Origin of the sequence: Bacillus cereus group sp. RP43 (genome assembly GCF_040459645.1) — a bacterium.
Classification (GTDB): domain Bacteria; phylum Bacillota; class Bacilli; order Bacillales; family Bacillaceae_G; genus Bacillus_A; species Bacillus_A mycoides_C.
This window is the reverse complement of the sequence record NZ_JARVHQ010000001.1, coordinates 5,083,766-5,098,089: the sequence shown is the minus strand read 5'-3', so window position 1 is coordinate 5,098,089 and position 14,324 is coordinate 5,083,766. Positions and strand designations below refer to the sequence as shown.

Here is a 14,324-nt window from a genome sequence, read left to right as displayed (position 1 = left end):
GTAGAAAGTGAGGCAGCATTAGAATGAAAGCAACTGGAATCGTACGTCGAATTGATGATTTAGGCAGGGTAGTAATCCCGAAGGAAATTCGTAGAACTTTACGTATTCGAGAAGGGGACCCACTAGAAATATTTGTTGATCGCGATGGAGAAGTGATTTTGAAAAAATATTCTCCAATTAGTGAACTAGGTAATTTTGCAAAGGAATATACGGAAGCTTTATACGATAGCTTAGGACATAATGTGCTTGTATGCGATCGTGATTCTATTATCGCAGTAGCAGGCGTATCTAAAAAAGAATACTTAAATAAAAGTGTTGGCGATTTAATTGAGAAGACAATGGAAGAGCGTAAGTCTGTAATTATGACAGATGAAAGCGAAATTTCAATTATTGATGGAGTAACAGAAAAAGTGAGCTCCTATACAATTGGCCCGATTGTTGCGAATGGGGATCCAATTGGAGCTGTTGTTATCTTCTCTAAAGAGGCTATTATAAGTGAAGTAGAGCATAAGTCAGTAAATACAGCTGCAAGCTTTTTAGCGAAACAAATGGAGCAGTAGTGAAGTGTAATTTCTATAAGTGGCAATCTTTCCTAATTATGACATTTCTATTTGAGAAATTAACTATTTGGAGAAATAAGTATATTGAACGAAGGTAGCGCTTTGCTACCTTTTTTCATTGAATATTTTTGCTGTTGAAAGAAGTCAGTGAATGTAAGGAATATGAAGGAGAGCCAGTTTTTCTTTGTGATATAATACGAGGGGTGAGAATAGAAAAAGGAGTTTTCTTGTATGGAAGCGAAGAAGTACCAAGCCTTTTGGCGTGGGGCTATTATATTAACAATCGCAAGTTTTATTACGAAGGTATTAAGCGCTTTTTACCGTATTCCATATCAAAATATAGCGGGTGATGTTGGTTTTTATATTTACCAACAAATTTATCCGTTTTATGGATTTTGTTTAATTTTAGCTACTTATGGGTTTCCCATTATTATTTCAAAAATGGTCGCAGAAAGATTAGAACGAGGAAAACAAAAAGAAGCAGAAGAAATTATTTGTGTATCTTTTTGGTTTTTATTAGGAATTGGCTTTATAGGATTTTTCACATTATTCTTTGGGGCCGAAACAATTGCATCGGCTATGGGTGATATACATTTAGATAAATTATTACGTGTTATTTCGTTTTCATTCCTACTAATGCCATTTTTATCTGTAGCGAGAGGATATTTTCAAGGATTCAATAATATGATGCCGACGGCTGTTTCGCAAGTAATTGAACAAACGATTCGTGTTTCTATTATTGTATTTCTATCACTATTTCTTATTGCTAAGGGATTTGATTTATATACAGTTGGTGCGGGTGCTATGCTAGGTTCAATTGCAGGCGGTCTTATTGGGATTATCGTACTTTTACTTTATATGCGTCATGATTTCCAGGCTATTTTCTTTAAAAGTTGGAGGAGAATTAGAGGTAAAAAAAGGATTATTCGAATTCTTTTTTGGCAGGGATTAGCGATTTGTGTTAGTAATTTAGTCCTTATTTTTATACAAATGGCGGATTCTATTTCCTTTTATACTTTGCTTATTCGCGCGGGAGAGCAAGTTGAAAATGCAAAGGTACTAAAAGGTGTTTATGATAGAAGTATCCCGCTTATGCAATTAGGTACTGTTGTGACAACTTCTTTCTCATTGTCACTTATTCCTATTATTACAGCGGCGAAAGAAAGAGGAGATCTTTCATTTATTCAAGAAAAGGTAAAGTTAGCAATGAAAATAACATTTGTTATTGGATTTGCAGCTGCTATTGGATTAACTTGTATTATTCAACCTACAAATATTATGTTGTTTGAAAATAGTGATGGATCAGATGTATTATCTATTTTATCTTTATCTATTTTATTTAGTTCATTGTCAATTACAACTGCGTCTATTTTGCAAGGAGTGGGACAAACATTAAAACCAGCAATATTCGTTGTATTTGGAGGGTGTTTAAAGCTAGCTTTGAATTATATATTAATGCCGTATTTTGGTGTGAAGGGAGCTGCAATTGCAACTTTAGTTGCGCTTATTGTAATTGCCTTGCTAAATAGTGTGTTACTTATGCGAGCTGTATCGAAGCCGCTTATTGATAGGCGGAATATGTTAGGTGTGGCTATTAGTGGTATCGGTATGGGGTTTGTATTAATAATCTTTATGCGTATGTTGCGAATGTCTGGATTAGTAATTGATACAGGACATAGAGGAATTGCGACGCTTGAAGCGCTGTTAGGTGTAGCTATCGGCGGATTAGCATATATGTTTTTAATTTTAAAATTACGTGTATTTACAAAAGAAGAATTAGGAACCGTTATGAAACAAGAGAAAAAAGAAGGTTCATTGAAGAAGAGTGGATAGAGGTGACTGGTTGTGAGTGGAATCATTACTATTTTAGGATTAGGTGCTGGTGAGTTAGATCAGTTAACGATGGGTGTATATCGAAAGATAAAAGAAGCAGACCATATGTTTGTTAGAACGAAGGAACATCCAGTTATAGAAGAATTGGAGAAAGAAGGTATAAAGTATACAGCCTTTGATAATGTATATGAGGCACATGATACATTTGAAATTGTATATGAAACAATCGCGAATACATTGCTAGAACAAGCTAAAGGTGCAGAAATTATTTATGCTGTTCCAGGTCATCCGCTTGTAGCAGAAAGAACAGTTCAGCTACTTTTGGAAAAAGGAGAAGCAGCAAATATTGAAATGCGAATTGAAGGTGGACAAAGTTTCCTTGATCCGATGTTTGCAAGTCTAAAAATTGATCCGATTGAGGGATTCCAATTAATTGATGCTACATCATTTGAAAGAGGGCAATTAGAATTACGTCAACATTTAATCTTTTGCCAAGTGTATGATGCGTTCGTTGCTTCAGATGTGAAACTGATGTTAATGGAGATTTTGCCAGATGATTACGAAGTGTATATTGTAACAGCTGCAGGGACTTCATTTGAGCAAGTAAAAAAGGTACCGTTATACATGTTAGATCATGAAACAGAGTTAAATAATTTAACGAGTGTATATGTACCTCCGGTTAAGGAACGTGCGTCTTTGTATCAGCAGTTTGATGTGCTTAGAGCAATTATTGCGGAACTGCGTGGACCGAATGGTTGCCCATGGGATAAAAAGCAAACTCATCAATCTTTAAAGAAATACTTAATTGAAGAAGCGTATGAAGTGCTAGAAGCAATTGATGAAGAGGATGATGATCATTTAGTAGAAGAACTGGGTGATATACTATTACAAGTTATGCTTCATGCTCAAATTGGAGAGGATGAAGGTTGGTTCTCTATAGATGATATTATTCGGACTTTAGCTGAGAAAATGGTTCGTCGTCATCCGCATGTGTTTGGGAATACGGATGTAAATAATGCTGATGAAGTGATTGCTAATTGGGAAGAAATTAAAAAACAAGAAAAGGGATCCGTGAAAGAATCTGTTTTAGCGGGTATTCCAAACAGCTTGCCACAGCTAATGCGTGCTTATGAAATTCAGAAGAAAGCTGGAAAGGTTGGATTTGATTGGGTTGATGTGCAGCCGATGATAGAGAAGGCCTTAGAAGAATGGCAAGAATTCCAACAAGAAGTTGTAAACATGGATGAGAAAAAGATGCTAGGTGAATTTGGTGATTTACTATTTGCATTTGTTAATATAGCTCGTCATTATAAATTAGATCCAGAAGAAGCGTTACGTTCAACTAATGAGAAATTTATGGATCGCTTTTTATACATGGAAGCAAAAGTAGCTGAAATGAATAAGGAAATGCAAGATTTATCATTAGAACAGTTAGATGTTTTATGGGAAGAGGCAAAACAAACAGAGCGTTAATAGGGGGATTTGATATGCGTCTAGATAAATTTTTGAAAGTATCACGTTTAATTAAAAGAAGAACATTAGCAAAAGAAGTGTCTGACCAAGGAAGAATTTCGATTAATGGTCAAGTGGCAAAAGCGAGTTCAGATGTGAAGGTAGAGGATGAATTAACAATTCGTTTCGGGCAAAAAATAGTAACTGTGAAAGTAAATGAATTGAAAGAAACAACTAAAAAAGAAGATGCAGCAAACATGTATAGTCTCGTTCGTGAGGAAAAAGTGAAAGCGGAAGAAGGCTTGTTCTAAAATAGGTTATCCCTTCATACATTACTATTAGCTAGTATAAAGCTATGGGGGGATTTTCGTGAATAATGGTTACTCACCTATGTCTTCTAATCAACAAAATGTTTCTGTAGAGCATGATATTATCATGCGTGGCAGGCGTGTAATCGATATTACTGGTGTAAAGCAAGTAGAGAGTTTTGATAGCGAAGAGTTTTTACTTGAGACTGTAATGGGTTTTTTAACAATTCGTGGTCAAAATTTGCAAATGAAGAATTTAGATGTAGAAAAGGGTGTTGTATCAATTAAAGGGAAAGTTCATGAGATGCTGTATATTGATGAGAACCAAGGGGAGAAAACTAAAGGCTTCTTTAGTAAGTTGTTTAAATGAGCCTAACAATTCAGTTGTATACAATGCTTTCAATGATTGGGATGGGTGCTTGGATTGGTGCCTCTTTAGATACATATCAACGGTTTTTAAAGCGCCAAGAGCGTAAACGTTGGCTTGTATTTATACAGGATATACTATTTTGGATTGTCCAAGCATTATTCGTTTTTTATGTATTACTGCGTGTGAATGAAGCCGAACTACGTATATATGTATTTTTGGCGTTACTATGTGGTTTTGCAGCATATCAAAGCTTATTGAAAGCACTATACATGAAGATGTTAAATTTTCTCATCTATATTTTTGTGCAAACAACACAATTTTTTGTTCGAATTATACAGCTACTCATGATAAAACCTGTTATTATTATAGCGCAGCTATTTATTGCATTTATATTATTCTTATTTCGTATACTGCTTTCAATTGGACATGTGTTATGGAAAATGGTGATTTGGATATTACTTTTCATATGGAAAGTTTTTTTCTCGCCTGTTCGATTTATTGCTTTGCTCATATGGAAACTTCTCCCTAATCGTGTTAAACTTTTTATAATGAAGCATGTAGGGTTCCTGCAATATGTAGCAAAATTGAAGGGACATATCTTCCAATTATGGGAGCGTATAAAAAAGAAGTTAGGGGGACCTCGGAAATGAGGGAACTGAGACAAAGAACAATCGAAAAACAGAGTCCAAATCCTGTTAAAGAACATATAATACAAACGGATGAGAACAGGAAGCGACTTTATCGCCGTTTAGCGGTTTTTCTTGTCTTTGCTTTTACAATTATTGCTAGTATTAGTGTGACGTTTTATCAACAAAACAGTTCCATTAAAGCAAAAGAAGCAAAAGTTAAGGACATGAAAAAAGAACTGGATTCATTAACGAAAAAAGAAAAGAATCTAAAAGATGAAGTTCAAAAGTTGAATGATGAAGAGTACGTTTTAAAGATTGCTAGAAGGGATTATTTCTTCTCCGGAAAAGGGGAGATAATTTTTCCTGTTTCTAAGTAGAGTATGTCTTATTGACACTACATTTTAGGATTATATATAATAAAGTAAAATTTGACTTTTTAACCACTAAGGAGGAGCATTTTTTTTATGTCAATCGAGGTAGGCAGCAAGTTACAGGGTAAAGTAACAGGTATTACAAATTTTGGGGCTTTTGTGGAGCTGCCAGAAGGCTTAACAGGTCTTGTTCATATTAGTGAAGTTGCTGATAATTATGTGAAAGATATTAACGATCACTTAAAAGTAGGCGACCAAGTAGAAGTAAAAGTTATCAATGTTGAAAAAGATGGCAAAATTGGCCTATCTATTAAGAAAGCGAAAGAGCGTGAAAAAACAGAAGGAGATCGTCCACGTGGTGAATACCAACGCGGTGGTGATCAACAACGTTCTGGACGTCCACAACGTAATAATCGTTCTTCCAACAGAGATAACCGCGGTGGCGGTAACGAACGCGCTCCAAAAGAAACATTTGAGCAAAAGATGGCACGCTTTTTAAAAGATAGTGAAGATCGTTTAACTTCTTTAAAGCGTAACACAGAATCTAAACGTGGTGGCCGTGGCGCACGTCGCGGATAATAAGTCCGTTTAATTCTTAACATATAGAGAGGTACCCAGAGTAATTACTCGGGTACTTTTTTATGTGAGAGAATATATTTTTAAAAAAGTTTTTGAGATGTGTTGACTTTAAAACATATCTGATGTAAGATACTAATTGTCCGTTAAATACGACGACATGGCGGTGTAGCTCAGCTGGCTAGAGCGTACGGTTCATACCCGTGAGGTCGGGGGTTCGATCCCCTCCGCCGCTATATTTAATTTAACGGCCCGTTGGTCAAGTGGTTAAGACACCGCCCTTTCACGGCGGTAACACGGGTTCGAATCCCGTACGGGTCATCTAAAAAGATCATGCAAATTTGCATGGTCTTTTTTTGTTGAATATAAATTAAGACGTACAATACTTCTACAAAATCACCCTATATTTTCTGAACATTCTTTCAACTCGCTTTAAATAAATTAAATACTATGTATATATGTAGATTTATTTCGAATAAAAAGTCGAACGATTATAAAAGTCAAAACTGTTGTTTTGACAAAAATCCCAACAATCATCTTTTATAATAACAGTAATTAAACTATGCAGGTGGTGTTAAAAATATGCCTAAAGCAGGAAGGAATACTATGAATACAAGTGCATTGGCGATGAATGAAGGTCAGCTTGGAACAATAAAGTGGACGAGTAAGTTGCGAATGAAGTTTGAACAAGTTTTCTTTAGATGGGGATTCATTATTGCTGTTATTGGTTTTCTTTTGGGACGAGCATATATATTAACAAACATTTTACCGTTTGCATTGCCGTTTTTTGCTGCTGTTTATGTTATGAAGCGAGATAAAATGCCGCTCGCGTTCTTAGCCCTAATGGGGGGGGCACTTTCAGTTTCGATAGATAATTTATTTTTTACTTTTGCATCTATCTTTACCTTCTTTATTTATAATATCTTCTTTAGTCGGTTTACACGTAAAACTGTTGGACTGGTACCATTCCAAGTATTTATCTCCGCATTAACCGCACATTTAGTTGTTGTATATTTTGCACAGCACACCGTCACCATGTATGATTTGCTCGTCAGTACGATCGAAGCGGGGCTTAGCTTCGTATTAACGATGATATTTTTACAAAGTGTTCCGCTTTTAGTGGAAAGGAAAGGGAAGCAACAAGCGTTAGAAACAGAAGAAATTGTTTGTTTAATTATATTACTAGCATCTGTTTTAACGGGCACAACGGATTGGTTTGTTTATGATGCTTCTATTCAACATATTTTCACTAGATATTTAGTATTGGTATTTGCCTTTATTGCAGGGGCAGCTACAGGGTCCACGGTGGGAGTTGTCACTGGGTTAATATTAAGTTTAGCGAATGTGGCTAGCTTGTCTCAACTTAGTCTCCTTGCCTTTTCAGGATTGCTCGGGGGATTGTTAAAAGAAGGGAAGCGTATAGGAGTTAGTTTAGGTTTATTAATTGGTACAAGCTTAATTACATTATATGTAGACAAGCAAACAAGTATTGTAACAACTTTAATTGAATCTGGTGTAGCAATTGTTTTCTTCTTGTTAACACCGAAGCTTGTTATGGATCGTATTGCTAAATTTATGCCGGGTACACAGGAACATTCTCAAGATCAACAACAATATTTAAGAAGGGTGCGCGATGTTACAGCAAATAAAATTAATCAATTTGCTAATGTATTTGCTGCTTTGTCTAATAGCTTTTCCGTATATGGGTATGTGGAGGAGGAAGATAAAGAAACAGAAGCCGATTTGTTTTTAAGTACAATTACTGCAAAAACATGTCAAACATGCTTTAAGAAGGATCAATGTTGGGTAGTTAATTTTGATAAAACATACGATTATATGAAACAAATAATGAGTGAAACAGAAGAAGGGACGCTGCAGCATAATCGGAAGTTAGTTCGTGAATGGGACAAGCATTGTGTGAGAGGGAAGAAAGTAACGGATTTAGTAGCAGGTGAATTAGATCACTTCTATGAGGGGCAGAAATTAAGAAAACAAATGAAGGAAAATCGTAGAATTGTAGCGGAACAATTACTAGGTGTATCAAAAGTGATGGAAGATTTCGCTAAGGAGATACAACGAGAAAGAGAGAACCATCAAGCGCAGGAGGAGCAAATTTTACAAGCGTTTCGTGATTTCGGTGTCGAAGTGGAGCATGTTGATATTTATTGTTTAGATAGAGGAAGTATTGATATTGAGATGTTGATTCCAGCTGCATCTAATGAACATGGGGAATGTGAGAAGTTGGTTGCTCCAATGCTTTCAGATATTTTAAAAGAGAATATCGTCGTTAAGCATGAAGAGAAATCCTCATATCCAAATGGGCACAGTTTAATATCGTTTGGTTCAGCGAAGACGTATTCTCTGGATACAGGATTGGCCACAGCTGCAAAAGGTGGTGGATTTATTTCAGGTGATTCCTACGCGATGATGGATTTGAGCGTTGGTAAATATGCACTTGCGATTAGTGATGGTATGGGAAATGGACAAAGGGCTCATATGGAGAGTAGGGAAACGGTAAAATTATTACAAAAGATACTTCAATCAGGTATTGATGAAGAAATAGCAATTAAGTCCATCAATTCAATTCTTTCTTTAAGGACGACAGAGGAGATGTATACAACGCTTGACTTGGCTATGGTAGATTTACGGGATGCGAGTGCGAAGTTTTTAAAGATTGGATCGACGCCAAGTTTTGTTAAACGCGGAAATAATATTTTGAAAATTGAGGCAAGTAATTTACCGATGGGAATCATTGAAGATGTTGAAGTTGATGTGGTTGGTGAGCAATTAAAAACAGGTGATCTTCTTATCATGATGAGTGACGGCATTTTTGAGGGAGCGCAACACGTGGAGAATCACGAATTATGGATAAAACGTAAAATTAAAGAACTACAAACAGAAGATCCACAGGAAATTGCTGATATTATTATGGAAGAAGTAATTCGCTCCGGTGATGGTTATATAAATGATGATATGACTATTGTGGTGGCGAAAGTAAAGAAAAATATGCCGAAGTGGGCTACGATTCCAATAGTGGGAATGCAGGCGCAATAAAATAATCAAAAAAACCTAGGTAGATACCTAGGTTTTTTTGATTAAAAAGGTAATGTGATTACTTTGTTAAATATACAGGAGGGATGTAAGATAAAAATGTGGATTTTTTACATCTTTTTTTTGCACAATGTTTGTAAAAGTTGTACCATTATATACAAGGTAACTAATGTTGTTCTTGTTTAATGAAAGGTGATTGCGAAGTTGAAAGATGCATTTGTTGAAAAAGTAGATGACTTTGTAAAGCAGCATGATGTATTAAAGAAACATTCAACAATTGTTGTAGGGGTTTCTGGTGGTCCTGACTCTTTGGCTCTTTTATATTATTTGTTAGAAAAAAGGGCAGAAAAACAGCTCGAAATTGTAGTAGCGCATGTGGATCATATGTTTAGAGGTAATGAATCTCATGAGGATTTACAATTTGTACAGGGTCTTTGCAAAGAGCTAGGAGTTATTTGTGAAACGCTAAGGATTAATGTGTCGCAATATCAACAGCAATATGGAATGAATGCGCAAGTTGCTGCTAGAGAATGCAGATATGCATTTTTGGAAAGAATAATGAAGAAATATGATGCGAGATATGTAGCTCTTGGTCACCATGGAGATGATCAAGTAGAGACGATTTTAATGCGCCTTGTACGAGGGAGTACTCCGAAAGGATACGCAGGAATTGCAGTGAAGCGTTCTTTTCATAATGGATATTTAATTAGGCCGTTACTTGGGGTAACTAAGGAAGAAATTGTTGATTACTGTAATAAATTAAAAGTTATTCCGCGTATAGATCCGAGTAATAAAAAGGAAGTATATACAAGGAATCGATTACGTAAATATGTCCTTCCTTATTTGAAAGAAGAAAATCCACAAATGCATGAGAAATTTCAAAAATTCAGCGTGCAGATGCAAGAGGATGAGGCTTATTTGCAGGAATTAGCTTTTGAGAAAATGAATAAAGTAATTACAAAAAAAAGAGATAAACAAATTAGCTTATCAATTCCTGCCTTTGAATCCATGTCTATGCCTTTACAAAGAAGAGGGATTCAACTAATATTAAACTATCTTTATGAATATAAGATTCCATCTTCGCTTTCTTCTATACATATTGACAAGGTGATTGAATTTTTTAAGCGGGCACAGCCTTCAGGTTCACTAGATTTTCCGGGTGGTTTGAAAATTGTTCGCACATACGAAGAATGTAGTTTTGGATTTAAACAAGAAATTGTTTCTCCTTTTTCGCAAGATTTATCAGTACCTGGGACAATTATATTGCCGAATGGGGATAAACTTGTAACAGAGGTGAGCGAAGATATACCGAGTAACATGAATGAAACAGTATTTGTTGCTAAGTATAATGATATATCGTATCCACTTCGTATTCGGTCTAGGGAAAATGGAGATCGCATGTCAATGCAAGGTATGGCTGGTACAAAAAAGATAAAAGCTATTTTTATCGAAGCGAAAGTACCGAAAGAAAAAAGAGAAGAATGGCCGATCGTTTGTGACGCAAGTGGAAATATTATTTGGGTGCCCTTGTTGAAACGATCTGCATTTGCTACTCCGAAAGAGATAGCAAAGAAGGGTAAATACATGATTATTCACTACAAAAGCAAGGAGTCTTCCGGGAGGATAATGAAATGATGAATCAAGATATCGAAAAAGTATTAATTTCTGAAGAGCAAATACAGGAAAAGGTGCACGAACTAGGTGCAGTTATTGCAGAGGATTACAAAAATACAGTACCTCTTGCGATTGGTGTACTAAAGGGCGCAATGCCATTTATGGCAGATTTATTAAAGAGAACAGATACATATCTTGAAATGGATTTTATGGCTGTATCTAGCTACGGTCACTCTACAGTTTCAACAGGCGAAGTAAAAATCTTAAAAGATCTTGATACTTCTGTAGAAGGTCGTGATATTTTAATCGTTGAAGATATTATTGATAGCGGTCTTACACTAAGCTATTTAGTAGACCTGTTTAAATATCGTAAAGCGAAATCTGTAAAGATTGTTACGTTATTAGATAAGCCAACAGGCCGTAAGGTTGATCTGAAAGCAGATTATGTTGGATTTACTGTTCCTCATGAATTTGTTGTAGGATATGGATTAGATTATAAAGAGCAATACCGTAATCTTCCTTATGTAGGAGTATTAAAACCAAGTGTTTACTCAAATTAATTAAATATAGGCGTTACAATTGTATAGGAAAGTTTTTCTATGTTACGATTTACTATAGTGTTTATGCCGTGAGAGGAGGTTAGGAATGAATCGTATCTTCCGTAATACCATCTTTTATTTACTGATATTCTTAGTAGTAATTGGAATCGTAAGCTATTTTAATGGTTCGACGCAAAAAACGACATCAGTTAGCTACGATAAATTCATTACTCAACTTGAAAAAGGTGAAGTGCGTAATGTGCAGCTTCAACCGAAAAATGGTGTGTTTGAGGTAAAGGGACAATTCAAGACTTCTAGCCAAGGAGAGCAATTTGTTACTTATGCACCAAATACTGAGGAATTACAAAAGAAAATTAATGATAAAGCGCAAGGGGCTGAAGTTAAGTATCAACCAGCAGAAGAAACAAGTGCTTGGGTAACGTTCTTCACTTCTATCATTCCGTTTGTCATTATCTTCATTTTATTCTTCTTCTTATTAAATCAAGCTCAGGGCGGCGGTAGCCGTGTTATGAACTTCGGGAAAAGTAAGGCGAAGCTATATAATGATGAAAAGAAAAAAATTCGTTTCAGAGATGTTGCTGGAGCGGATGAAGAGAAACAAGAACTTGTTGAGGTAGTTGAATTCTTGAAAGACCCTCGTAAGTTCGCTGAAGTTGGTGCCCGTATTCCGAAGGGTGTTCTATTAGTGGGACCTCCAGGTACAGGTAAAACTTTACTAGCACGTGCTGTTGCAGGTGAAGCAGGCGTTCCGTTCTTCTCTATTAGTGGTTCTGACTTCGTAGAGATGTTCGTCGGTGTCGGTGCATCCCGTGTACGTGATTTATTTGAAAATGCAAAGAAAAATGCTCCTTGTATCATTTTCATTGATGAAATTGATGCGGTAGGACGTCAACGTGGCGCGGGTCTTGGCGGTGGTCATGATGAGCGTGAACAAACGTTGAACCAATTGCTTGTTGAAATGGATGGGTTCGGTGCAAACGAAGGTATTATTATCATCGCTGCGACAAACCGTCCCGATATTCTTGATCCAGCGTTATTACGTCCAGGTCGTTTTGACCGTCAAATTACAGTAGATCGTCCAGATGTAAATGGTCGTGAAGCTGTACTTAAAGTACACGCTCGTAATAAACCGCTTGATGAGAATGTCAACTTAAGAGCAATTGCAACTCGTACACCAGGATTCTCTGGTGCCGATCTTGAAAACTTATTAAACGAAGCGGCTTTAGTAGCTGCGCGTCAAGACAAGAAGAAAATTGATATGAGTGACATCGATGAAGCGACGGATCGTGTTATTGCAGGTCCAGCTAAGAAAAGTCGTGTTATCTCTGAAAAAGAACGTAATATTGTTGCATTCCATGAGGCTGGCCATACTGTAATTGGTGTTGTCCTTGATGAAGCAGATATCGTTCATAAAGTAACAATTGTCCCTCGTGGTCAAGCTGGTGGATATGCGGTAATGCTTCCGAAGGAAGATCGTTACTTCATGACAAAACCAGAGTTACTTGATAAAATTACTGGTTTACTTGGTGGTCGAGTAGCTGAGGAGATTGTATTTGGTGAAGCAAGTACAGGCGCTCACAACGACTTCCAACGTGCGACTGGTATTGCAAGACGTATGGTTACAGAATTCGGGATGAGTGATAAGCTTGGACCGATGCAATTTGGTAGCTCACAAGGTGGTCAGGTATTCTTAGGAAGAGACTTCCATTCAGAACAAAACTACAGTGATGCAATCGCGCATGAAATTGATGTGGAAATGCAAACAATTATTAAAGAATGTTATGCTCGTGCGAAACAAATTCTTACTGAAAAACGAGATAAGCTTGATATTATCGCGAAAACGTTACTTGAAGTAGAAACATTAGATGCAGAGCAAATTAATCATTTATATGATTATGGCAGATTACCTGAGCGTCCAACATCTTCAGATGATGTGAAAGTAAACATCAATACGAAGAAAGACGATGAAGATACAGAAGATAAGTAAGAAACGAAGGAGTGACAATAGTCACTCCTTTTTTTGTGGAATGAATTTAAGTGGCAAAAGAATTTAAATGAAACTATTATTAAAAATTGAAATAGGGAGTAATCTTTTTGTACAATGATGAGTATAGAAAAACTGATTATATAAGTATGTGTGATATGATGTTTTTATAAGTTTTATACATACTGCACAAATAAAGATTAAATAAGATAAGTGGTGAGAATATGATTTTTGTATTGGATGTAGGGAACACAAATGCGGTATTAGGTGTGTTTGAAGAGGGGAAACTTTGTCAGCATTGGCGCATGGAAACAGATCGTCATAAAACAGAAGATGAGTATGGGATGCTTGTAAAGCAGTTACTTGAGCATGAAGGTCTTTCTTTTGAAGATGTGAAAGGTATTATTGTGTCTTCAGTCGTACCGCCAATTATGTTCGCTTTAGAGCGTATGTGTGAAAAGTATTTTAAAATTAAACCGCTTGTAGTGGGGCCTGGGATAAAAACTGGCTTGAATATTAAATATGAAAATCCACGTGAAGTAGGCGCGGACCGAATTGTAAATGCGGTAGCAGGAATCCACTTATATGGAAGTCCGCTTATTATTGTTGATTTTGGTACGGCTACTACATATTGTTATATTAACGAAGAGAAGCATTATATGGGTGGCGTCATTACGCCAGGAATTATGATTTCAGCAGAGGCTTTATATAGCAGAGCAGCAAAGCTTCCTCGTATTGAAATTACAAAACCGAGTAGTGTTATCGGAAAGAATACAGTAAGTGCGATGCAATCAGGTATTCTTTATGGATACGTTGGACAAGTGGAAGGTATTGTTAAGCGTATGAAAGAAGAAGCTAAGCAAGAACCGAAAGTTATTGCAACAGGTGGATTAGCGAAATTAATTTCAGAAGAATCAAATGTAATTGATATCGTAGATCCGTTTTTAACGTTAAAAGGTTTGTATATGTTATATGAACGTAATGCAAATTTACAGTATGAGAAAGGTGAATAAATA

General features: G+C 36.2%; 13 protein-coding genes and 2 tRNA genes. All 15 read left to right on the top strand.

Going from position 1 to position 14,324, the window contains the following annotated elements:
- Positions 1-23 precede the first annotated feature (23 nt).
- The 15 genes from spoVT to QCI75_RS26435 all read left to right on the top strand — a co-directional run bounded on the left by spoVT (position 24) and on the right by QCI75_RS26435 (position 14,321).
- Positions 24-560, top strand: coding sequence for a stage V sporulation protein T (spoVT, locus tag QCI75_RS26505; protein WP_000648312.1), 537 nt, complete (start codon positions 24-26; stop codon positions 558-560).
- 231 nt (positions 561-791) lie between these two features.
- Complete coding sequence (locus tag QCI75_RS26500; protein ID WP_144505695.1) at positions 792-2,393, top strand: putative polysaccharide biosynthesis protein; 1,602 nt, start codon at positions 792-794, stop codon at positions 2,391-2,393.
- A 12-nt stretch (positions 2,394-2,405) separates the two neighbouring features.
- Positions 2,406-3,866: a bifunctional methyltransferase/pyrophosphohydrolase YabN gene (gene yabN, locus QCI75_RS26495; protein WP_144505697.1), complete on the top strand. Its 1,461-nt coding sequence runs from the start codon at positions 2,406-2,408 to the stop codon at positions 3,864-3,866.
- Positions 3,867-3,880: 14 nt separating this feature from the next.
- Positions 3,881-4,156: an RNA-binding S4 domain-containing protein gene (locus QCI75_RS26490; RefSeq protein WP_002009677.1), complete on the top strand. Its 276-nt coding sequence runs from the start codon at positions 3,881-3,883 to the stop codon at positions 4,154-4,156.
- A gap of 58 nt (positions 4,157-4,214) precedes the next feature.
- Complete coding sequence (gene yabP, locus QCI75_RS26485) at positions 4,215-4,523, top strand: sporulation protein YabP (RefSeq protein ID WP_001059101.1); 309 nt, start codon at positions 4,215-4,217, stop codon at positions 4,521-4,523.
- Positions 4,520-5,173 (top strand): spore cortex biosynthesis protein YabQ, encoded by a 654-nt coding sequence (yabQ, locus tag QCI75_RS26480; RefSeq protein WP_098779709.1) that lies wholly within the window; start codon positions 4,520-4,522, stop codon positions 5,171-5,173. The genes yabP and yabQ overlap by 4 nt, the downstream gene beginning before the upstream one ends.
- Positions 5,170-5,529 (top strand): cell division protein DivIC, encoded by a 360-nt coding sequence (gene divIC / locus QCI75_RS26475; protein WP_002124547.1) that lies wholly within the window; start codon positions 5,170-5,172, stop codon positions 5,527-5,529. Before yabQ ends, divIC begins: the two co-directional genes overlap by 4 nt.
- Before the next feature lie 87 nt (positions 5,530-5,616).
- Positions 5,617-6,102 (top strand): S1 domain-containing RNA-binding protein, encoded by a 486-nt coding sequence (locus tag QCI75_RS26470; protein ID WP_002009683.1) that lies wholly within the window; start codon positions 5,617-5,619, stop codon positions 6,100-6,102.
- Positions 6,103-6,261: 159 nt separating this feature from the next.
- Positions 6,262-6,335: transfer RNA gene (locus tag QCI75_RS26465), tRNA-Met, on the top strand.
- 13 nt (positions 6,336-6,348) lie between these two features.
- A tRNA-Glu gene (locus QCI75_RS26460) sits at positions 6,349-6,420 on the top strand.
- Between the two features lie 261 nt (positions 6,421-6,681).
- Positions 6,682-9,153 (top strand): stage II sporulation protein E, encoded by a 2,472-nt coding sequence (gene spoIIE / locus QCI75_RS26455; RefSeq protein ID WP_144505701.1) that lies wholly within the window; start codon positions 6,682-6,684, stop codon positions 9,151-9,153.
- Between the two features lie 201 nt (positions 9,154-9,354).
- Positions 9,355-10,785 (top strand): tRNA lysidine(34) synthetase TilS, encoded by a 1,431-nt coding sequence (gene tilS, locus QCI75_RS26450; protein WP_144505703.1) that lies wholly within the window; start codon positions 9,355-9,357, stop codon positions 10,783-10,785.
- Complete coding sequence (gene hpt, locus QCI75_RS26445; protein WP_002124550.1) at positions 10,782-11,324, top strand: hypoxanthine phosphoribosyltransferase; 543 nt, start codon at positions 10,782-10,784, stop codon at positions 11,322-11,324. Before tilS ends, hpt begins: the two co-directional genes overlap by 4 nt.
- A gap of 85 nt (positions 11,325-11,409) precedes the next feature.
- Entirely contained in the window at positions 11,410-13,311 is a 1,902-nt protein-coding gene (ftsH, locus tag QCI75_RS26440) for an ATP-dependent zinc metalloprotease FtsH (protein WP_144505705.1), read from the top strand.
- A 221-nt stretch (positions 13,312-13,532) separates the two neighbouring features.
- Positions 13,533-14,321, top strand: a complete 789-nt coding sequence (locus QCI75_RS26435; protein ID WP_144505707.1) for a type III pantothenate kinase — start codon at positions 13,533-13,535, stop codon at positions 14,319-14,321.
- The last annotated feature ends 3 nt before the right edge of the window (positions 14,322-14,324 follow it).

Excerpts from the sequence above, each read along its gene's own strand:
- yabQ (WP_098779709.1), top strand. The coding sequence starts at position 4,520 with ATGAGCCTAACAATTCAGTTGTATACAATGCTTTCAATGATTGGGATG.
- divIC (WP_002124547.1), top strand. The coding sequence starts at position 5,170 with ATGAGGGAACTGAGACAAAGAACAATCGAAAAACAGAGTCCAAATCCT.
- QCI75_RS26490 (WP_002009677.1), top strand. The coding sequence starts at position 3,881 with ATGCGTCTAGATAAATTTTTGAAAGTATCACGTTTAATTAAAAGAAGA.
- ftsH (WP_144505705.1), top strand. The coding sequence starts at position 11,410 with ATGAATCGTATCTTCCGTAATACCATCTTTTATTTACTGATATTCTTA.
- QCI75_RS26470 (WP_002009683.1), top strand. The coding sequence starts at position 5,617 with ATGTCAATCGAGGTAGGCAGCAAGTTACAGGGTAAAGTAACAGGTATT.
- QCI75_RS26435 (WP_144505707.1), top strand. The coding sequence starts at position 13,533 with ATGATTTTTGTATTGGATGTAGGGAACACAAATGCGGTATTAGGTGTG.
- spoIIE (WP_144505701.1), top strand. The coding sequence starts at position 6,682 with ATGCCTAAAGCAGGAAGGAATACTATGAATACAAGTGCATTGGCGATG.
- QCI75_RS26500 (WP_144505695.1), top strand. The coding sequence starts at position 792 with ATGGAAGCGAAGAAGTACCAAGCCTTTTGGCGTGGGGCTATTATATTA.
- hpt (WP_002124550.1), top strand. The coding sequence starts at position 10,782 with ATGATGAATCAAGATATCGAAAAAGTATTAATTTCTGAAGAGCAAATA.
- spoVT (WP_000648312.1), top strand. The coding sequence starts at position 24 with ATGAAAGCAACTGGAATCGTACGTCGAATTGATGATTTAGGCAGGGTA.